This is a genomic window from Amycolatopsis keratiniphila (assembly GCF_000400635.2).
GTDB classification, from domain to species: Bacteria; Actinomycetota; Actinomycetes; order Mycobacteriales; family Pseudonocardiaceae; genus Amycolatopsis; species Amycolatopsis keratiniphila.
In genome coordinates this window covers 4147594-4167626 of the sequence record NC_021252.1, presented here as the reverse complement: position 1 = coordinate 4167626, position 20033 = coordinate 4147594, and the positions used below count along the sequence as shown (strand labels likewise).

General features: G+C 70.5%; 19 protein-coding genes and 1 pseudogene. 11 read left to right on the top strand and 9 right to left on the bottom strand.

Going from position 1 to position 20033, the window contains the following annotated elements:
- Positions 1–47: 47 nt before the first annotated feature.
- The 3 genes from AORI_RS59925 to AORI_RS59915 are packed head-to-tail and all read right to left on the bottom strand — an operon-like array spanning position 48 to position 4184.
- The gene (locus AORI_RS59925; protein ID WP_016334138.1) at positions 48–812 is read right to left on the bottom strand and encodes a MerR family transcriptional regulator; all 765 of its coding nucleotides are present in this window, start codon (positions 810–812) and stop codon (positions 48–50) included.
- A gap of 19 nt (positions 813–831) precedes the next feature.
- Positions 832–2790, bottom strand: coding sequence for a vWA domain-containing protein (locus tag AORI_RS59920; RefSeq protein WP_016334137.1), 1959 nt, complete (start codon positions 2788–2790; stop codon positions 832–834).
- Positions 2787–4184: an ATP-binding protein gene (locus AORI_RS59915; RefSeq protein ID WP_016334136.1), complete on the bottom strand. Its 1398-nt coding sequence runs from the start codon at positions 4182–4184 to the stop codon at positions 2787–2789. The genes AORI_RS59920 and AORI_RS59915 overlap by 4 nt, the downstream gene beginning before the upstream one ends.
- A 241-nt stretch (positions 4185–4425) precedes the next feature.
- Between AORI_RS59915 and AORI_RS59910 the strand changes: the two genes are divergently transcribed.
- A complete protein-coding gene (locus tag AORI_RS59910) occupies positions 4426–5223 on the top strand; it encodes a hypothetical protein (RefSeq protein ID WP_016334135.1) in 798 nt (265 codons plus the stop codon).
- Positions 5224–5227: 4 nt separating this feature from the next.
- On the opposite strand, the gene AORI_RS59905 is transcribed toward AORI_RS59910, so the two are convergent.
- Complete coding sequence (locus tag AORI_RS59905; protein WP_016334134.1) at positions 5228–5848, bottom strand: VC0807 family protein; 621 nt, start codon at positions 5846–5848, stop codon at positions 5228–5230.
- Positions 5845–6729 carry an alpha/beta fold hydrolase gene (locus tag AORI_RS59900; protein WP_016334133.1) on the bottom strand — a complete coding sequence of 295 codons (885 nt, stop codon included), beginning with the start codon at positions 6727–6729 and terminating at the stop codon, positions 5845–5847. Before AORI_RS59900 ends, AORI_RS59905 begins: the two co-directional genes overlap by 4 nt.
- A gap of 88 nt (positions 6730–6817) precedes the next feature.
- On the opposite strand from AORI_RS59900, the gene AORI_RS59895 reads away from it, so the two are divergent.
- Together AORI_RS59895 and AORI_RS83385 are read left to right on the top strand one after the other, a co-directional pair.
- Positions 6818–7381, top strand: coding sequence for a TetR/AcrR family transcriptional regulator (locus AORI_RS59895; RefSeq protein ID WP_016334132.1), 564 nt, complete (start codon positions 6818–6820; stop codon positions 7379–7381).
- Between the two features lie 104 nt (positions 7382–7485).
- Positions 7486–7602 (top strand): annotated as a pseudogene (locus AORI_RS83385) (IS5/IS1182 family transposase); the annotation flags it as partial.
- 45 nt (positions 7603–7647) lie between these two features.
- Here the strand turns inward: AORI_RS83385 and AORI_RS84720 are convergent.
- Both AORI_RS84720 and AORI_RS59885 read right to left on the bottom strand, forming a co-directional pair.
- Positions 7648–8580: a cold-shock protein gene (locus AORI_RS84720; protein WP_016334131.1), complete on the bottom strand. Its 933-nt coding sequence runs from the start codon at positions 8578–8580 to the stop codon at positions 7648–7650.
- A 480-nt stretch (positions 8581–9060) separates the two neighbouring features.
- Positions 9061–10107: a ferrochelatase gene (locus AORI_RS59885; protein ID WP_016334130.1), complete on the bottom strand. Its 1047-nt coding sequence runs from the start codon at positions 10105–10107 to the stop codon at positions 9061–9063.
- An 85-nt stretch (positions 10108–10192) separates the two neighbouring features.
- On the opposite strand from AORI_RS59885, the gene AORI_RS59880 reads away from it, so the two are divergent.
- The 3 genes from AORI_RS59880 (at position 10193) to AORI_RS59870 (ending at position 12444) form a co-directional block, all read left to right on the top strand.
- On the top strand, positions 10193–10777 hold the full coding sequence (locus tag AORI_RS59880; protein WP_016334129.1) for a TetR/AcrR family transcriptional regulator: 585 nt from the start codon (positions 10193–10195) through the stop codon (positions 10775–10777).
- A 71-nt stretch (positions 10778–10848) separates the two neighbouring features.
- Positions 10849–12030, top strand: a complete 1182-nt coding sequence (locus tag AORI_RS59875) for a Cmx/CmrA family chloramphenicol efflux MFS transporter (RefSeq protein ID WP_016334128.1) — start codon at positions 10849–10851, stop codon at positions 12028–12030.
- A gap of 9 nt (positions 12031–12039) precedes the next feature.
- On the top strand, positions 12040–12444 hold the full coding sequence (locus AORI_RS59870; RefSeq protein ID WP_016334127.1) for a nuclear transport factor 2 family protein: 405 nt from the start codon (positions 12040–12042) through the stop codon (positions 12442–12444).
- A 64-nt stretch (positions 12445–12508) separates the two neighbouring features.
- On the opposite strand, the gene fabI is transcribed toward AORI_RS59870, so the two are convergent.
- Complete coding sequence (gene fabI, locus AORI_RS59865; protein ID WP_016334126.1) at positions 12509–13276, bottom strand: enoyl-ACP reductase FabI; 768 nt, start codon at positions 13274–13276, stop codon at positions 12509–12511.
- 51 nt (positions 13277–13327) lie between these two features.
- Entirely contained in the window at positions 13328–14032 is a 705-nt protein-coding gene (gene fabG, locus AORI_RS59860) for a beta-ketoacyl-ACP reductase (RefSeq protein ID WP_016334125.1), read from the bottom strand.
- 192 nt (positions 14033–14224) lie between these two features.
- On the opposite strand from fabG, the gene AORI_RS59855 reads away from it, so the two are divergent.
- The 5 genes from AORI_RS59855 to AORI_RS59835 all read left to right on the top strand — a co-directional run bounded on the left by AORI_RS59855 (position 14225) and on the right by AORI_RS59835 (position 19994).
- A complete protein-coding gene (locus tag AORI_RS59855) occupies positions 14225–15583 on the top strand; it encodes an MFS transporter (RefSeq protein ID WP_016334124.1) in 1359 nt (452 codons plus the stop codon).
- Between the two features lie 10 nt (positions 15584–15593).
- Positions 15594–16262, top strand: coding sequence for a response regulator transcription factor (locus AORI_RS59850; protein ID WP_043848110.1), 669 nt, complete (start codon positions 15594–15596; stop codon positions 16260–16262).
- 3 nt (positions 16263–16265) lie between these two features.
- On the top strand, positions 16266–17669 hold the full coding sequence (locus AORI_RS59845) for a sensor histidine kinase (RefSeq protein ID WP_016334122.1): 1404 nt from the start codon (positions 16266–16268) through the stop codon (positions 17667–17669).
- Positions 17666–18607, top strand: coding sequence for a TAXI family TRAP transporter solute-binding subunit (locus tag AORI_RS59840; protein ID WP_016334121.1), 942 nt, complete (start codon positions 17666–17668; stop codon positions 18605–18607). The genes AORI_RS59845 and AORI_RS59840 overlap by 4 nt, the downstream gene beginning before the upstream one ends.
- A 100-nt stretch (positions 18608–18707) precedes the next feature.
- A complete protein-coding gene (locus AORI_RS59835) occupies positions 18708–19994 on the top strand; it encodes an alpha/beta hydrolase family protein (RefSeq protein WP_016334120.1) in 1287 nt (428 codons plus the stop codon).
- The last annotated feature ends 39 nt before the right edge of the window (positions 19995–20033 follow it).

The window sequence follows — 20033 nt, the reverse complement described above, 5'->3', positions numbered from 1 at the left end:
CGTTCCCGCCCGGTGGGAGACGAACACGGCCGGAGTAACCGGAATCGCTATCCGGCGGCCCGGTCCGCGTTGGCGTTGACGGCGTCCCGGATGTACTCGCCGAGGCCCGGCCGCTGGTCCGGCTCACGCACCAGGAAGCCGAGCTGGACCGGTTCGGTCGCGTACAGCCCGGCGAGCTCACGGTGCGTGGCGAGGTCGCAGTCGCCCATGAACTCCGCGAGCATCCGGCGATGTTCCTCGGCGAGGTCCATCGCCGGGACGCTGACGGCGGGCGCGCCGGAGTCGAAGACGGCGAGCAGCCGCCGGACCCAGTCCTCCCGGACCTTCTCCGCCTCGATCCAGTCCTCCTTGGACCGCGGCACGGCCGCCGCCCGCCACTGCGGCGTCTCACCCCATCGACGGACGGCCTCCTCCGCGTAGCCCTCCGGCTCGCGGAACTCGCCGAAGACCTCGAACCGCTCCTCCGGGGTCAGCGCGTTCCCGACCTCCTTCGCCGCGATCACCCGCTCGACGGATTCGGCCATCCGCGTCAGCTCGCCGATCCGTTCGGCGAGCAACGCGCGCTGACGCCGCAGGTGCTCCAGCGCGTCGACACCCGGGTCTTCGATCATCTTCGCGATCGTGTCGAGGCCGAACCCGAGCTCCCGGTAGAACAGGACGCGCTGGAGCCGGTCGAGGTCGTCGTCGCTGTAGCTGCGGTACCCCGCCGCCGTCCGCCCGCTCGGGGACAGCAGGCCGATCTCGTCGTAGTGGTGCAGCGTGCGCACGGTGACGCCCGAGAGCGCCGCGACCTTCCCGACCGAGTACCCCATCGGGCCAGCGTAGGCGAGTTCAGCGCTTCCTCGTCCGCAGGTAGTCGCCGACCACGGCGGCACCGAGCCCGTCGAGGTCCGGAGCGACCACCCGGCCGCCGGAGCGGCGGGCGAGCAGGTCGACGAACTCCGTCAGCCGCGGGTCGTCCCCGAGCCGGAACACCGTCACCGACGCACCCAGCTTCGCCATCCGGTCCACTTCGGACAAGGTCTTCAGCAGTGTCCTCGGCTGAGGCGGGTAGTCGAATTCCGCCGATCCGTCCGGTTCCAGGTGTGCGGTCGGCTCGCCGTCGGTGACCATCAGGACCACCGGCTGCGCGTCGGGATGCCGCCGCAGATGCCGTCCGGCCAGGAGCAGGGCGTGGTGGGCGTTGGTGCCCTGTTCCCAAGCGCCTTCCAGGCCCACCAGTTCGGCCAGTTCGACCGACGTGGCGTACCGGCCGAAGGTGATCAGCTGGAGAGCGTCGTTGCGGAACCGGGTGCTGATCAGCTGGTGCAGCGCGAGCGCCGTCCGCTTCATCGGCAGCCAGCGGCCCTCCTGCACCATCGACCACGAGGTGTCCACGAGCAGCGCCACCGCCGCGCGCGACCGGTGCTCGGTCTCGATCACCTCGACGTCGGAGACGTCCATCCGGACCGATCGCTCCCCCACCGAAACCGAGCGGAGGACGGAGTTGCGGACCGTCCTGGAGACGTCCCACGGCTGCATGTCCCCGAACCGCCACGGCCTGGTCGCCCCGGTCGGCTCGCCCGCGGCGCCGGCGGACTCGGTCTCCCGCTGCCCGGTCTTCCCGCGCAGCGAGTTCACGACGTCCGCGAGCGCGGTCTCGCCCAGTCGGCGCAAAGCCTTCGGAGACAGGCGAAGCGTGCCATCGGGAGCCCGTTCGAAGAGCCCTTGCCGCCGGAGTTCGCGTTCCAGTTCGGACAGCCGCCGCGCGTCGACGCCGGCTTCCGGCCCGAGCTGGCGCCTCAGCGCGTCGACGTCGATGTCCTCCAGCCTGGCGCCGGGATACGACTGGCCGAGCTGTTCGGCCAGCGCGTCCAGCTCGGCGAGATCGGACATCGCCCGGGCACCTTCGCCGAGGCCCATCGGATCGTTGCCGCGGAACCGTTCCGAAGACGTCCAATCCTCACCGGGCCGCAGCGCCCGCAGCTGAGCATCCAAAGTGGACAGTTGCTGCGCGAGCCTGGGGTCGCCGAACGCCTGCTGTGACAGCTCGGCCAGTTCGGCCCGCTGTTCGGGAGTCATCGAGTTCAGCATCCGCTGCGCGGCCGCGGCACGGGCGGCGAGGACGTCGATCAGCTCCTCGACGTTCTTCGGGTTCTCGGGGAAGAACTCGCCGTGCTGACGCATGAACTCCGCGAACCGCTCCGGGACGTCCTCGCGGCCTTGGGCGTGCGCGGCCAGGAGGTCGTTGAGGTCGGCGAGCATGCGGTTCGCCTGCTCGACCTGTTCGGGCCCGGCGTTCCGCAGTGCCTCCTTCATCCCTTCGAACCGGGAATCCAGCAGCTCACGGCCGAGCAGATCGCGGATCTTCTCGTAGTTCTCCCTGCCCTCCCGCGAACGCCAGTCGTACTCGGCGAGTTCGCGCACCGCCGCGGCCGTCCCCGGCGGCAACGCGTCCAGCTGTGCCTCGCGGAACCGGGCGTCGTCGTCCGGGTCGGGGAACAGCTCGCGCCGCTCGGCCTCCAGCGCCTGGTCGAGAAGCCATTGGACCTCTTGGAGCGTGCCGTCGAGCCGGTGCCTGCGCTGGATCTCCGACCGGCGCTGCCAGAGCCGCCTGGTCAGCTCGTCGAGCCCCGCGGTGCGAGGTGTTCCGCGCCGCAACAGCTCTTCGAGCGCGGATCGGGGCGAGGCGCCCGCCATGACGTCGCGGCCGATCTCGTCGAGCGCGTCGCGCAGGTCGGCCGGCGGCGCCAGCGGATCGGGGCCGTCGTGCCACGGCCCGTACGAGTAGCCCTCCGGGAGGAAGCTCATCGGCCGTAGACGGTGGTCGAGTCGTCCGAGTCCTTGGCGAGTCTCCTCGACAGGAACAGGGATTCCAGCGCCAGTTCGACCGCGGCCGCGATCCGCCCCGCCGGTTCGTCCGGCGCGACACCCGCACGCGCCGCGACGTCGTGCAGCACCGGCAGTTCGGGCAGCGCGGCGAGGACGTCCTTGCCGGGCACGCGTTCCCCGGTGGCCACCAGATGCCCGGACTCGACGGCGTCGGCCAGCGGCAGCAGGTCCAGACCGGCGAACCGTGAGCGGGCCGTCTCCGCGACCGCCCGGCGCAGCAGGTGCACGAGGTGTTCGGTCTCGCGCCCCTCCTCCCCCGGCTCGAATTCGACCTTGCCGCGCAGGACGGCGGGCACGGCGTCGAGATCGACCGGGCGCGCCACCGCGGGCTCCTCACCGGTCAGCGCGGAGCGGCGCAACGCCGCGGCGCCGACCGTTTCCGCCGCCGCGACGGCGAACCGGGCCGAAACCCCGGACCGCTGGTCGATCGCCGGCGACTCGCGCAGATTCCGCACGAACCGCGCGAGCACCTCCAGCAGCGGCTCGCCGACCTCGGCGACCAGATGAGCCTCCTGCCGGACGACCGCGATCTCCGCCTCGACGTCGAGCGGGTAGTGGGTGCGGATCTCGGCGCCGAACCGGTCCTTGAGCGGGGTGATGATGCGGCCGCGGTTGGTGTAGTCCTCCGGGTTGGCCGTCGCCACCAGCAGCACGTCCAGCGGCAGGCGCAGGGTGTAACCGCGCACCTGGATGTCGCGTTCCTCCATCACGTTCAGCAACGCGACCTGGATGCGTTCGGCGAGGTCCGGCAGCTCGTTGATCGCCACGATGCCGCGGTGGGCGCGCGGGACGAGTCCGAAGTGGATGGTCTCCGGATCGCCGAGGCTGCGGCCTTCCGCGACCTTCACCGGGTCGACGTCGCCGATCAGGTCACCGACCGAGGTGTCCGGTGTGGCCAGCTTCTCGGTGTACCGCTCGTCCCGGTGGCGCCAGGTCACCGGGAGGGCGTCGCCGAGTTCGGCGGCACGGCGGCGCGACTCCGGGGTGATCGGGTCGAGCGGGTGCTCGCCCAGCTCGGCACCCTCGATGACAGGCGTCCATTCGTCGAGAAGTCCCGCGAGGGTACGCAGCAGCCTGGTCTTGCCCTGGCCGCGTTCGCCGAGGAGGACGACGTCGTGGCCGGCCAGCAGCGCGCGTTCCAGCTGGGGCAGCACGGTGCGCGAGAAGCCGACGATCCCGGGCCAGGCGTCTTCGCCGGCACGGAGCTTGGCCAGCAGGTTGTCGTGCAGTTCTTGGTTGATCGACCGCGGCAGGTGACCCGCCGCGCGGAGGTCCCCGGCGGTCCGGGGCAGGTTTGCGGGAACATCGTTCACCCGTTCGACGCTACGTCGCGGGCGTGGTCGCTGTCGACGTGAACCAACTCCAGCTCCGCATCAACCGTTCGATGGAGAGATCTTCGAGAGATCGGTCGATGTGGCGGCGGCGTCCGTCCTGGAGGCTTGACGCATACCCGAAACCGCCCGTTCCGACCGCACGTCGAGGAGAGGAGAAGTCAAGCCGGGGTTAACCCGCCCATTTCCTGGTTTCGCCGAAAGCACGACTAAAATCAGTCCGGTGTGCCGTCCTAGTGCGACCCTCGCGGTCTGGTCTTCGGCGTGGCTGAACGGAGCCGCGGCCTCCGACGACGTCCTTGACGCCCTGCAGGTCTGGGGCGAAGCCCACGACTTCGTCGCCGCGGACGCGGCGGCCGCCGAGGCGTTCGACCTGCCGCTCGCGTTCAACCGGGCCGCGACCCCCGTCCAGCTGCTGCTCGCCCTGCGCGCGCAGGGGGCCAAGAGCATGCAGCTGCTGCTCCCGGTGCCCGGTGACGTCCGCGGGCTGGGTGGCCGCGGGCCGTTCGCCGAGGCCGCGCTGCGGACCGGTGAGGCCGTCGTGCTGCCGGATCTCGGCTACGGCGTGGTCCCCGAGGCGATCGCCGAAGGTCTCATGCGCTGGACCGTGTACTCGGTGCCCATGCCGGGCGTCCTCGAATACCGCCCGCTGGGCGAGGCCGAACACGGCCTGACCGACGCGATCCGCGCGAGCGCGGGCGCGCTGCAGGCGTTGGACGTCGCCAGCGAACGGCCGGGGGTGCGAGCCGAGCTCTCCGCACGGCTCCGGGCGGCCACCGACGCGCCCTGGCCCGCCGGAATGCCCAGCCGGGCGCTTCGGGTGCTTCAACGATCCCAGGAGATCGCGGCGATCCTCGCCATCGCGGAATCCGACGATCCGGGCGGCGCGCTCTCCTCGTCGGCGGCGCTGCGGCGGTCGGAGGCCTTGCGCCCGCTGACCGAAGCCGTCCGCAACGCCCGGTGCGCGGCGATCAACGAAGCGGTGCGGGTGTTCGCCGAGCAGGCGGACAGGCACCCGTAGGTCCTCAGGTGGCCGCCATATGCCTTTTCTGGATTTTTTCGGCATAGCGGACGGACCATAGGGAAAGCCCCCCGATGACGGCGAGCAGCAGGATCACGCTGAGCGCATTCATCACGTCGGCCGACAGGGTGTAGACCAGCGGCACCCGGACCGCGGCCTCCACCAGCAGCGCGATCCCCCACACCGCCGACATCCGGGTGAACGCCCGCCGGAAAGCGGGGACCGCGTCGCCGAGGCGGTCGATCTCCGCGCGCTTCGCCGCGCTGGAACCGGCCCGCACGGCGACGAGCACCATGGGCGTGCGGCTGAAGCAGCTCAGCAACAGCACGATCGCGGCGGTCGCGGTGGCGAAGGATTCCTTCAGCAGCAGGAACTTCGCGTCACCGGTGACCAGCGAGAGCACGAGCCCGACCCCGAGCACACCGGCAAGCAACGCGGCGAAGCCGTCGAAAGACCGGTCGCGGACGGCGACCCACGCGATCCGCGCCGCGGCCACGCCCGCTCCGGCCAGCAGCGAAATCTGCTCGCTCTGGCCGGCGAGCCGGAGCCCGTAGTAGGCGGCCAGCGGAAGCGCGACGTCCCAGAGCAGCAACGACAGCGTGGGGTTCTTGCCGCGCGCGGTCACGAGCCCGCTTCGCAGTCGGCCAGGAACTTCAGGACGCGCGCGTTGACCTCGGCCGCGGACTCGCCGGCGATGGCGTGGGTCGCCGACGGCCACAGTTCGACCTGTCCGCGCGCCAGGAGCTCGCGGGCACGGGCGGCGGCGCGGGCCGGATCGTGGATGACGCTGCGCCCGGCGATCAGGGCCAGCACGGGCATCCGCAGTGAGCGCAACTGCTCGTCGGTGAACAACCTGGGCGACGGCAGGGCGATGCGGTAGGTCCGCATCCCCTCGTCGATCACCCGCGCGACGGGATCCGTCGCGTCGACCTCCGCGCCGCCGGAAATCCACTCGAGGAACGAAGGGCGGGCCCATCGGTTGATGCCGGGGATCGCGGCGAGGGTGGCTCGGACGACGAGCCCCGGCGTCAGCCCGCCGAAGGTCAGCACGGGGTCGATCACGGTGAGCGACCTCAGCCGTTCCGGCGCCCGCACGGCGAGGTTGGCCGCGAGCCATCCACCGAACGAGTACCCGATCAGGTGCACGGACGTCAGGTCGAGTGCCTCAAGCACCGTCGTCAACCACGCGGCTTGATCCGCGCCGTCACGAATCGGCGCGGTCTGCTCACTGCGCCCCGCCTCGCCGATGAGGTCCACCGCGTAGACCTCGCCGTGCCCGAGCAACGCCGTGAGGTTGGGTTCCCACATCACCGCGGTCCCCGCGCGACCGGGCAGCAGCACGATCGGTGTCCCACCCGGCTGCCCGAACCGGTACACGCGCGCCACCCCGAACGCCGTCTGGATGTCGTGCACCCCGGCCGGTGCGGGCAAAGCCGCCAAACCTCGGTCGTAAACGGCCTCGTACTCGGCTCGCGCCGCCGACGAGGCGAAACCGCCCACCTTCATTCGCACCCCTCCTTTTACGGTACGATCGGATTGTAAACAGGTTCGCGAGAAGTTTGCAATCCGATTGGACTGCCAAAAGGAGGAGTGGGTGCCCAAGCGAGTCGATCACGAGGACCGGCGGCGGCAGATCGCCGCGGCCGTCCGCCGCATCGCGGCCGACCGAGGACTCGAAGGGGTCAGCCTGAACGAAGTCGCGGCCGAAGCCGGTATCTCGAAGGGGTTCGTCCAGCACTACTTCGCGTCACGGGACGACATGCTGCGCTTCGCGGCGACCACCCTGCGAGGCGGAGTCGAGGAGCGCATCGCCACCCCGCATCGTGTCCGGGACCTGCTCATCGCCTTGCTCCCCCTCGACGACGCGGGCCGGGACGACGCGCTGGTCGCCAACGCCTTCCTGGTGCGCGCACTGAAGGATCCGGAGATCGCCGGTCACTTCCGGACCGGCCACGGGCTGCTTCGCGACGCGGTGGCGGCCCTGCTCTCCGCCGCCCAGGCGGACGGCGAGCTCGCTCAGTCCGTCGACCCGGCCGTGGAAGCCGTCCTGCTGCTGTCCCTGGTTTCGGGTCTCGGTGACGCGGTGTTGCTCGGCTACCAATCCGGCGACGAGGCCATCGCCCTGATCGATCTGCACTTGTCGAGGATCGCCGCCTGACCATGGCAGATCACTGGTCGGGTCCGCCGCAGCTCCCATCACTCGGCTCAGCCGAGGAAACGCGACCTTCATGCACTTCAGGAACCCAACCGGTGGTCGTGAGTGGCGAGCTGCACGCCGACGAGGGCTACGACTACCGCCGCTACCTGACCCGCCGCGGTATCAAGGTCCGTATCGCCCGGCGCGGGATTGAGGGCAAGTCCCGCCTCGGCCGGGTCCGCGCACTCTCGTCGGGAAGTGAATCAGCCATCGGCGGGGCCGCCTCTTCAGAGGCGTTCGACGCGGTCGGCCTGCGGGCCCCGGTCGCTCTGACGCACCGCGTACCGGACCCGGTCACCCTTCTGCAGCGGCTCCGACCCCATGATCACGGACGCGTGGGCGAAGAGATCGTCGCCGCCCGCGTCCGGGGTGATGAAGCCGAAGCCGCGGTCGCCGTCGTAGCGCGCGACGACGCCCTCGCCGCCTCGTACGGGCACGTCCCGGGCCCCGGCAGGTGCCGACCGCCGCGGCGCCGCCTGGGCCTCGGCACCCCGGACCAGGTGCACGTCGCGGGCCTGCGGGCCCTTGTCCCCACTAGTCACCTCGTAGGCGACGCGGTCGCCCTCCGCGAGCCACGTCAGCCCCTCGGCCAGGGCCCGGGCGTGAACGAAGACGTCCCCGGCGCCGGAGTCGGGGTTGATGAAACCGAAGCCCTTGTCCTCGTCGTACCAGGCCACCGTGCCGTCGGCACCGTCCGCGATACCAGCCGCAGCGGGCGAGCCTGCCCCCGCCCCCAGCGGGATCACGTGCCCGGCCTGCGGGCCGCGCTCGCCTTCGACGATCAGGAAGGCCACCCGCTGCCCCTCGGTGACCACGCCGCCGGTCACGATGGCGGAGCTGTGCACGAAGACGTCGGCGCCGCCGCCGTCCGGCGACGCGAAGCCGTACCCCTTGCCCGGCTCGTACCAGTTGATGGTGCCGAGCAGGCCCACGGTGCTGCCGGTGGCCGCATCGGCGGTGACGCGAACGCGCAGCGCCTGGGGCCCGCGGTCGTTCTCGCCGACCTCGAACACGACTGCCTGACCCTCGCGGAGCACTCTCGCGCCGCCGTCCTCGACGATCTCGGAGGCGTGCACGAACACGTCCGGCGAGCCGTCCTCGGGCGCGAGGAAGCCGAAACCCCGTTCGGCGTCGAACCAACGGACGGTCCCTTGCGGCATAAAAGACTCCAGGTCGAGAGGGCGGGCACTAACCCACAGTCTCCCTGACAGACCTCCGGTCCATCAGACCGGGCCCACAGGTGGGCGGTACGGAGCCAGGGGCAGGCCATTGGTTCACCTGGCGACACGCCGCGTTTTGAGACCAGGTCTGCGACGTGAGTCCGGACTGGCGATTCAGACAGGCCTGATCCCGAGTGTCCACAAGGGACATATCGCGTCGATCGGGCGTCCAATTGATACCTTTATGTCCGTTTCTGGACGGGGTCATGAGTGATAATGACGGTTAGAACCACCCAAATCACTCACGACCTCTGCACAAAGTGGCCAAATCGGGCATTTTGCTTCTGAATGTGTCCCTTGTGGACAGTCACGAGCGCGCCAGGTCTCTGAGGTGAGCATGCTCTCGCCACCATCTCCATCACGCCATGTTCGACTTACCTCTCAAAGAGAACCGTCATTCCGTTCACGAGGGCTGAGCCCTTACGGACGCGCGGGCCTCTTCGCGGGCTCGCAGCAGCCCACCGCGCAAGGCGCCCCGTTGATCGTGCACCCGGCCGCCGGGAACGACGAAAGCTTCCGCGCCGGCGCCCCTTCGATCTGTTCCCGGATCAGTTCCACGACGAGTTCGGCGAACCGCGGGTCGGTGTCCGGCGTGGCGGCCCGCGCGAAGCCCATGCCGTGCTCCGCGGCCCGCTCGGCGGCTTCGTTGTCGAGGTCCCAGATCACCTCGAGGTGGTCGGACACGAAACCGACCGGGCAGACCACCACCGAGGTGACGCCTTCCTCGTGCAGCGCGTCGATGTGGTCGACGATGTCCGGCTCCAGCCACGGCACCTGCGGCGGGCCGGAGCGCGACTGCCAGACGACGTCGTAGGTCTCGATCCCCGCTTCGGCCGCGACGAGCCGGGCCGCTTCGGCGATCTGGCGCGAGTAACGCCGTCCGCCTTCCGACGGCGGGCCGGACGCCTTGTCGGCCGACTCGGGCACCGAGTGCGCGCAGAACACCGTCCTGGTCCCGGGCTGGTTCCCCAGTTTCGCGTGCGCGGCCCGGACGGCGTCGGCGAAGGCGGCGATGAACAGCGGGTGGTCGAAGAACTGCCGCAGCTTCACCAGCTCCGGCGCACCGTCGCCGACCGACGCACGGGCACGCTCGATGTCCTCGTCGTACTGGCGGCAGGCGGAATAGCCGCCGTACGCGCTCGTGGGGAACACCAGGACGCGCTGGGCACCCGCCTCGGTGATTTCGGCCAGGGTGTCCTCGACCATCGGCCGCCAGTTGCGGTTGCCGAAGTGGACGGGCAGATCGATCCCGGCGGCCGCGAGTTGCTTCTCGACCGCGGAGATCGCGTCCCGGTTCAGCCGGTTGATCGGCGAGACCCCGCCGAAGTGCTGGTAGTGCTCGGAGACTTCGAGCAGCCGTTCCCGGGGGACCCCCCGTCCCCGCGTGACGTTCTCCAGGAACGGCATCACCTCGTCGGGTCCCTCGGGACCACCGAACGAAAGCCAAAGCAGCGCGTCGTAACCCACCCTGCCATCTTGCCGCTGTGGCGCCCCGCACGCTGACCCGGCCCATTTTGAACCAAACGATCCAAAACCTGGTACGGTCACTTCCATGGCCAGGCCGAAGGAATTCGACGAGCGCGCCGCGGTCGGGCGCGCCATGGACGCGTTCTGGGCACGCGGTTACGAGGGCACGTCGACACAGGCCCTCTGCGAAGCCACCGGTTTGGGCCGCAGCAGCATCTACAACACCTTCACCAGCAAGCACGCGCTGTTCATGCGCGCGCTCGACCACTACGCCGAACGCGGAATCACGGCCAGGACCGCCCTGCTGGGGGAATCCGGGACCGGCGTCGAGCGGTTCCGTGCCCTGTTCGCGTACACGATCGACGAGGAAGTCGAGCATCACGGCCGGGGCTGCCTCGTGGTCAACACGGTGGCCGAGTTCGGCGAGCGCGATCCCGAGATCAAGGCGCGGATCGACGCCGACACCCGGCGGCACCTCGCCCTTCTTTCGGCCTGCGCCAAGGAAGGACAACTCGACGGGACGATCGACGGCCGTCGCGAACCCGGCGCCGTCGCCGAGTTCGCGCACAGCACGGTCGCCGGGCTCCGGCTGATGTCCCGTCGTGGCGCCGGTCGAGCGGCCATGGAGGCCGTCGCGGCCATCGCGCTGGACGCGATCGCCGCGAAGTAGACCGAAACAACCCTTGTGCGCAACGCTGCCCACATTTTGGACTGAAAGATACAAAACTGGAGGGAATTCCCGTGCCTTTGGCGGTCTGCGTACTCGGGCTGAGCGTGTTCGCGCTCGGCACTTCCGAGTTCATGATCACCGGCCTGCTACCGGGGATGGCGGCCGATCTGGACGTCGGCATCCCGGAGGCCGGGCTGCTCATCTCGGCCTTCGCGATCGGCATGGTCGTCGGCGCTCCCCTGCTCGCGATCGCGACGCTGAGAGTGCCGAGGCGCGCCACCCTGATGGCCCTGCTCGTCGTCTTCGGGCTCTCGCACGTCGTCGGCGCACTGGGCTCGGGGTATGCCCTGCTCTTCGCGACGCGCGTCGTCAGCGCGGTCGCCTGCGCCGGGTTCTGGGCGGTCGCGGCGGCCACCGCGGTCGCGCTCGTCCCGGTGGAGCGCCGCGGCCGCGCGCTGGCCATCCTGGTCGGCGGCCTCACCGTCGCGAACATCGCCGGTGTCCCCGCCGGGACCTTCCTCGGCCAGCACGCGGGCTGGCGGGCGGCGTTCTGGGCGGTCACGGCGCTGACCGTGATCGCGCTGATCGGGGTCTTCGCCCTGGTCCCGGAAACCCAGAACGGCGAGGGCAGGACCGACGTCGCGACCGAACTGCGGCTCTACCGAGGCGGCCGGTTCTGGCTGGCGCTCGGCGTGATCGCGCTCGCGCAGGCGATGATCTTCGCGACCTTCAGCTACCTCGCGCCCCTGCTGACCGAGGTCGCCGGGCTGCCGGAAAGCTGGGTGCCGGGCGTGCTCTCCCTGTTCGGGCTCGGCGCGCTGATCGGGATCACCGCAGGCGGCAGGCTCGCCGACGCGAGGCCCTTCGCGGCCCTCTACGGCGGCCTCGCCATCGCCCTGGTCGCCCTGATCCTGCTCGCGCTCTCCGGCCCGGCGACCCCGCTCGCGATCATCGCCGTGTTCCTGTTCGGCGTCGCCGGATTCGGGGTCAATCCCGCCTTGAACGTCCGCGCCTTCGCCGTGGCGGGCAACGCGCCCACGCTCGTCGGCGCGAGCACGACCGCCGCGTTCAACGTCGGCAACACGGTCGGCCCGTGGCTCGGCGGCGAGTCGATCGACGCCGGTCTCGGCTATCCGAGCGTGGCGTGGGTGAGCGTCGGGCTCGGGGTCGCCACCGTCGTCGCCCTCACCTTCGCCGCCGGTGTCCAGCGCACCGACGACACCCGCCTGCTCCGCGAACCCGTTACCCAGTAAGGAGAAATGATGTCCGAACGAACCAAGGCCACCCTCGACGAGTTCTTCCGCCGAATGTCCACAGGGGACGCTGACGGCGCCACGGAACTCTTCGCCGACAGCGTCGCGTGGGACATCCCCGGCGCCACCGAGCTGGTCCCGTGGATCGGCCCGCGCCGGAACCGCGCGGAGGTCCGCGAGTTCTTCGACCTGCTCGACAAGGGGCTCGTCAAAGACCGGTTCGACGTCGAGCGCGTCTTCGTCGACGGTCCGCACGCGGTCGCCACCGGCCGCCTGCGCTCGACGATCCGCAGCACCGGCAAGGTGATCCAGACGGCGTTCAGCCTCGAATTCGAGGTGGACGACGACGGCCGGATCACCAAGTACCTGATGCTCGAGGACTCCTGGCACGTCGCGAACGCCGTCCTCCCCTGACACGCGTGAAGGCCCCCTTCCCGCGGCTGAGCCGCGGGTAGGGGGCCTTCACGCGCATCGAGAACTAGATGCCGAGGGCGTGCACTCCGCCGTCGACCATGATCATCGAGCCGGTGGTGGCGGGCAGCCAGTCCGACAGGACGGCGCAGACGGACTTCGCCGTCGGGTCCGGGTCGGAGCTGTCCCAGCCGAGCGGCGCGCGGTCGCCCCAGCCCTCCTCCAGCTCGGAGAAGCCCGGGATCGACTTCGCGGCCATGGTCTTCATCGGACCGGCGCTGACCAGGTTGACCCGGATACCCTTCGGGCCGAGGTCGCGCGCCAGGTACCGGTTCACCGACTCCAGCGCCGCCTTCGCCACGCCCATCCAGTTGTAGACGGGCCACGCGACGCGCGCGTCGAAGTCCATGCCGACGATCGACGAACCGCGCGAGAGCAGCGGCAGCGTCGCGACGGCCAGGGCCTTGAAGGAGAACGCCGAGACGTCGACGGCCACCTTCACGTCCTCGCCCGGCGCGTCCAGGAACGGCGCGCCGAGGCAGGACTGCGGGGCGAACCCGATCGAGTGCAGCACGCCGTCGAGCCCGTCGACGTGCTCACGCACGCGGTCGGCGAGCGAGTCGAGGTGCTCCTGGTTGGTGACGTCCAGCTCCAGCACCGGCGCCGGCTCGGGGAGCCGCTTGGCGATGCGCTCGACGAGCGACAGCCTGCCGAAGCCGGTGAGCACGACCTTCGCGCCCTCCTGCTGCGCGATCTTGGCCGCGTGGAACGCGAGCGAGGCGTCGGTGATGACGCCGGTGATCAGCAGGCGCTTGCCTTCGAGCAGTCCTGGCACGGGACCTCCAGTCCGGAGTGGTTTTGCGATCGGTACGGGAAAACGGGGACGTCAGTGGCCCATGCCGAGGCCGCCGTCGACCGGCAGCACCGCACCGTTGACGTAACCCGCCTCTTCCGAGGCGAGGTAGCGGACGGCGGCGGCGATCTCCGACGGCTCGGCGTACCGGCCGGAGGGAACCTGGGCGAGGATTTCCTTCTTGCGGTCCTCGCCGAGCTCGTCGGTCATGTCCGTGGCGACGAAGCCCGGCGCGATGACGTTCGAGGTGATGTTGCGCGAGCCCAGCTCACGCGCGAGCGAACGGGCGAGCCCGACGAGGCCCGCCTTGCTGGCCGCGTAGTTGACCTGCCCGGCCGAACCGGTGAGGCCCACGACGGATGAGATGAAGATGTAGCGGCCCCACTTGCCGCGCAGCATGCCGCGGGAGGCGCGCTTGGCCACCCGGTACGCGCCGGTGAGGTTGGCGTCGACCACGCGGGTGAACTGCTCCTCGCTCATGCGCATGAGGAGGGTGTCGTCGGTCATCCCGGCGTTCGCGACGAGGACCTCGACCGGGCCCTGGTGCTCCTCGACGAGCTTGAATGCGGCGTCGATCTGCTCGGCGTCGGTGACGTCGGCCTGCACCCCGAAGAGGCCTTCGGGCGCGCCGGAACCGCGGTGCGTGATCGCGACCTTGTGTCCCTGCGCCGCGAGGTCCTTCGCGATCGCCAAACCGATGCCGCGGTTGCCGCCGGTGACCAGTACCGACCGTCCCACTTCAGCTCTCCTCGCCTCGTCTTGTCGCGCTGCCGGCACTGAGGTTATCGGCTCGCCAGGTTCGCGCCGGAGCCGCGCCACCCCTACCTCCGGGTAACCGCGACCGTCCTAAGCGGATGTTAGGAACCGCGCCGAAACCTTGCCCGGCGGTCACGGATTGTTCACCGTGAGCCGGAACACAGGAGGTCAAAGATGACAACCCGGATCGGCGAATCCATGCCGCCCGTGAGCGAACGTCGAGTCGTCGGCAACGTGCTGCGCGGCTCGATCGGCAACCTGGTCGAGTGGTACGACTGGTACGCCTACGCCGCCTTCACCACGTACTTCGCGAAGTCCTTCTTCCCCACCAAGGACACGACGGCGGCCTTCCTCGGCACCGCGGCGGTCTTCGCCGTCGGCTTCCTCATGCGGCCGCTCGGCGGCTGGATGCTCGGCCGGTTCGCCGACCGGTTCGGGCGACGAAGCGCACTCGTGCTTTCCGTCACGTTGATGGCGACGGGGTCGCTGATGATCGCCGTGACACCGACCTACGCCTCGATCGGGATCGCCGCGCCGATCCTGCTGCTGGTGGCCCGGCTCGTCCAGGGACTCTCGGTCGGCGGCGAGTATTCGACCTCCGCGACCTATCTGTCCGAAGTGGCCACTCCGGGCAAGCGCGGCTTCTACTCCAGCTTCCAGTACGTGACGCTGTACGGCGGCCAGCTGCTGGCGCTGGGTCTCCAGTTGCTCCTGCAGGCCGTGCTGACCGAGCAGCAGCTGACCTCGTGGGGCTGGCGGATCGCCTTCGTCGTCGGCGCGCTCGCCGCGGTCGTGGTGATGGTCCTGCGCCGCGGGATGGACGAGTCGGCCAGCTTCGAGGAGACCAAGGCCTCCGGCACCGGCAAGGACGCGGGCGACAAGGGCACGCTGCGCGCGCTGATCAAGTACCCCAAGGAGATCGCGCTCGTCGTCGGCCTCACCCTCGGCGGCACGGTGTCGTTCTACACCTTCGCCACCTACAGCCAGAAGTTCATGGAGAACACCGCGGGCATCCCGCGCCGGACGGTCACGCTGATCCTGTTCTGCGCGATCCTCGTCGCCGCGATCCTGCAGCCGTTCGCGGGCAAGCTGTCCGACCGCATCGGCCGCCGTCCGCTGCTGATGTTCTTCGGGATCGCCGGCACGCTGCTGACCGTCCCGATCATGACGCTGATGGGCGGGACGAAGCAGCCCGTGCTCGCCTTCCTGCTGATGCTGGCCGGGCTGGTGATCGTCACCGGGTACACCTCGATCAACGCGATCGTGAAGGCCGAGCTGTTCCCGACGAAGATCCGCGCGATCGGCGTCGGTCTCCCCTACGCGCTCACCGTGGCGATCTTCGGCGGCACCGCCGAGCTCATCGCGCAGGCGCTCAAGGGGGCGGGCCACGAATCGGTGTTCTTCTACTACGTCGCGGGCTGTGTCCTGGTCTCGCTCATCGTGTACGGCACAATGCGGGAAACCTCGAAGACCTCGGAGCTGGACAAGAAGAAGCAGCCCGAGCCCGAGCTCGTGGCCGGCCGCGAAGGCTAGGCGGGAAGGTGTGGCCGTGCGGGTGCTGCTCGTCGAGGACGACGCCGGTGTCGCCGACGCGCTCGCCGAAGCGCTGCAGTCACGCGGCCACACCGTCTCCCACGCGATCCGCGGCAGCGACGCGCTGCACCGGCATCGAGCCGCCGACGTGATCCTGCTGGATCTCAACCTGCCCGACATGCACGGGCTCGACGTGCTCAGGAAGGTCCGTCAGGTGTCGCCGGTGCCGGTGCTCGTGCTCACCGCGAGCGGGGACGAACGGTCCGTGGTGCGCGGGCTGCGGCTCGGTGCCGACGACTACCTGACGAAACCGGTCCGCCTCGCCGAACTGCTGGCGAGGATGGACGCGGTCGTCCGCCGCGCCACCGTCTCCGCCGCACCGCAGGACGGCGTCGTGCGCGTCGAGGACGTCGAGATCGACCTCGGCGCGCGGCGCGTGCTGGTGGACGGGCACGACATCGGGCTCACCGCCAAGGAGTTCGCCGTCCTGGCGGTGCTCGCCGCCCGGCCGGGTACCGCGGTGAGCCGCCAGCAACTGATGGACGAGGTCTGGGGCGACGCGTACCTCGCCGTCTCCCGTTCGCTCGACGTGCACCTGACCCAGCTGCGCGCGAAGCTCGACCGGCCGGGCCTGCTGACCACCATCCGGGGCTTCGGCTACCGGCTCGGCCGGGACTGACCGGTGCGCACCCGGCTGCTGGTCGTCCTCGTGGCCCTCGCACTGACGGTGGTCGCCGCGTTCGCGATCCCGCTGTTCGGTTCGACCGCCGCCCAGCGCACGCAACAGCTCGTGATCGCCCGCAACGCCGACGTCGACCGCTTCGTCGTCCTCGCCCAGCAGGCGGTCGACGCCGCCGACCCGACCGCGCTGGCGGTCGATGCCGCGCGGTATTCGTCGTTATACGGCGAAGCGGTCGTGGTGGTCGACGCGCGGGGCGTGCCGCTGGTCGAGACCGGCGGGATGACCGCCGCGGAACCGGTGGTCCGCTCGCTCGTCGAGGCCGCGCTGCGCAACCAGCCCGCGAAGGGGCCGGAACAGCTCAGCCCGTGGTCGGCCGATCCGGTCCATTTCGCCCGTCCGGTGGGCACCGGGACCCGCGTGGCCGGTGTGGTCGTGCTCCGCGCGTCGGTGACCACGGCGGCGGCCGACGTCGCCGCCCGCTGGGCCGCGATCGTCGCGGGCGCGGTGCTGGTCGCGGCGGTGTTCGTGCTGCTCGCGGTCCTGCTGGCCCGCTGGATGGTGCGGCCGCTGCACGAACTGGAGACCGGCGTGCAGGCGGTGACCGAAGGCCATCGCGCGCAGGTCCCCGACCGGGCCGGGCCCCGTGAGCTGCGATCGCTCGCGACATCGTTCAACCGGATGTCCGACGCCGTCGTCGAGGCGTCCGAACAGCAGCGGCGGCTGGTCGCCGACGCGTCGCATCAGCTGCGGAATCCCATGGCCGCCTTGCGGTTGCGGGTGGATTCGCTCGCCGCGCAGGTCGACGGCGACGGCCAGCGGGCCTACCGGGCGACCGTCGCGGAGGTCGAACGCCTGGAGTCCCTGCTCGACGGGTTGCTCGCGCTGGCGCTCGCCGAAAGCGCCGCGACCCGGCTCGCCGCGGGTGAGTCCGGCGACGAACCCTGCGATCTTCCCGCCGTCCTGGCCGAACGGGTCGACGCGTGGCGGCCCGCGGCCGAAGACGCCGGCGTGGGACTCGCGGCATCCGAAGGCCACGACGAGCCGGTGCCGGTGCGGTGTGAGGAAAGCGAACTGGCGCAAGTGCTGGACGTCTTGCTGGACAACGCGGTGCACTACGCCGGCCGTGGCGCCACGATCACCACCGGCTACGAAACCGGAGCCACGACGGCGACGCTCTTCGTGTCCGACAACGGTCCCGGACTGTCCAAAGAGGACCGGGAACGCGCGACCGAACGCTTCTGGCGGGCCGGTGGCGACGGAGCCCCGCGCGGCACGGGCCTCGGCCTCGCGATCGCGAGCCAGCACGTGCTCGCGAGGGGCGGGAAACTCGAACTGCGCGAGGCGGAACCACACGGGCTCGAAGTCCGCGTCGAACTCCCTCTCGCGGCGGAGGAAAAGCCATGACCGTCACCAGGCGCACCGCGCTTCTCGCCGGGCTCGCGACGCTCGCGGGCTGTTCGACCGCGGGCTACCGGGGCGAGGATCGAGAGGTCGTCATCGCGGCGGGCGAGAACGGCGGTTTCTATCTGGCTTTCGCGGAACTCCTCGCCCAGCAGTTGAACCGGGCGGAACCACGGCTGCGGGCGACCGCCGTCGCCACCGAGGCCAGCGTCGAAAACCTGCGGCGGTTACGGGACCGCAGGGCCGATCTCGGGCTCGTCCTCGGAGACGTCGCCGAGTCCGCCTTCCTCGGCGCGGAGCCGTTCTCCGTCCCGATCGCGTTCTCGGCCATCGGCCGCGTCTACGAGAACTACCACCAGCTCGTGGTCCGGGTGGACGGCGGAGTGCGGTCGCTGGCCGACCTGTCCGGGCGGCCGGTCGCGATGGGCGCGAGCGGATCCGGTGTCGCGGTGTTCAGCACGCGCCTGTTCGCACGTGCCGGGGTCCCGGTGAAAGCCAGGAACCTGCTTTTGGGTGAAGCGATCAACGCGCTGGCGGCGCACGAGGTCGACGCGCTGCTCTGGTCCGGCGGGATCCCGACACCCGCGCTGACCGAACTGAACCGGACCACCCCGATCACCCTTCTCCCGCTCGACGCCCATCTCCCCGCCCTGCGCGCGGGATACGGCCCGGTGTACGACCAGGTCCACGTCCCGGCGCAGGCCTATCAGGGAGTGGGCGAGCTGCGGACGATCGGCGTCGCGAACCTGCTGCTGGCCGCTCCTTCCCTGCCCGACGACGTCGCGGCCGCGGTGGCGCGGGTGCTGGCCGGGCACGCCGCCGATCTCGTCCCCGCCGCCGCGGTGGGGACGCAGTTCCTCGACGTCCGGACGCTGATCGGCACGGGAAAGGTCCCGCTGCATCCCGGAGCCGCTTCGGCCTACCGTGCCCTGCACGGGTGATCACGGCTCCATCTTCAGAGGGATGCGCGTCGCACCGGGGCGCTGCCAGGGTCGGAAGCAGGCGGTCACCGGGCCGCCCCGATCCGGAAGGACTCCCGCAGTGGGATTGAGACACACCAGGGTGGTGCGGGGTTCGGCGCTGATCGCGGGCCTCGCGCTCGCGGGCGGGCTCGCCACGGCGGCCCCCGCCGTCGCGGCCGACCAGGCCAAGCTCACCGCGCCCGCCCTCACCGGCCCCTACGAGGTCGGCACCACCGACCTCCACCTCGTCGACCCGTCCCGCGCCGATCCGTGGAAACCGGAGCGGCGCCGGGAAGTCATGGCCACCGTCACCTACCCGGCGGAGAGGTTCGCCGACGGACCGCGGGCGCCCTGGTTCACGCCCGGGATGAGCGCGGTCATCGACCAGGTGCTGGCGAGCGACGACTACCTCGGCCTGCCGGCGGGCTCCATCGACTGGGCCTCGGCGAAGCGGCGCGCCGAACTCAGCGTGCCCGTCGCGCACGGGGCGCCGAAGCCCGTGACGCTCTTCTCCCCCGGCTTCGGCGCACCTCGCGAGACGTACACGGCGATCGTCGACGACCTGGCCAGCCGCGGGTACGTGGTCGTCTCGCTTTCGCACACCTACGAGAGCGCCGCGGTCGAGTTCCCCGGCGGAAGGCTCGAAACGGCCGTCCAGCAGGGCGAAGGACCCGAGTTCATGAAGAAGGCGCTCGACGCCCGGGTCGGTGACTTCCGCTTCGTTCTGGACCAGCTCGCGAAGATCACCCGTGGCGAGAATCCCGACGCGGAGAAGCGACAGCTCCCCCGCGGCCTCGGCCGGTCACTCGACCTGTCCCGGGTCGGTGCCTACGGGCACTCCTACGGCGGATTCACCTCCGGCGAAACGATGGTGCACGACCGCAGGATCGACGCCGGGATCAACTTGGACGGCGCGATGGCGACCGCGTTCGGCTACCCGCCGGGCAGCGCCTACGTACCCGGGGAGGTCACCAAACGCGGTCTCGACCGGCCGTTCATGCTGATGGGCGCCGAGGGCGTCGACGAGAACGGCAAACCGCTCGAACACACGCACCGGCAGCCCGGATTCGACCGCAGCTGGGCGGATTTCTGGGCCAACCAGCGCGGGTGGAAGCGGGACCTTCTGCTGCGCGGCGGCAGCACGCACATGGCCTACAGCGATCTGCAGGTCGTCGTGCCGCAGCTCGGTTCGCGAGTGGCGCCGGAGAAGCGGGAGGCGGTCATCGGCACCATCGATCCCCGCCGTTCGGTGGCCGCGCAGCGGGACTACATCGGCGCGTTCTTCGATCTGCACCTGAAGGGCCGCGACCGGCATCTGCTCGACGGCGAGTCGCCGCGTCATCCGAACATCGACTTCATCGACTGATCGGACGCGCGTGAGGGCCTCCTTCCCTACCTTCAGCGT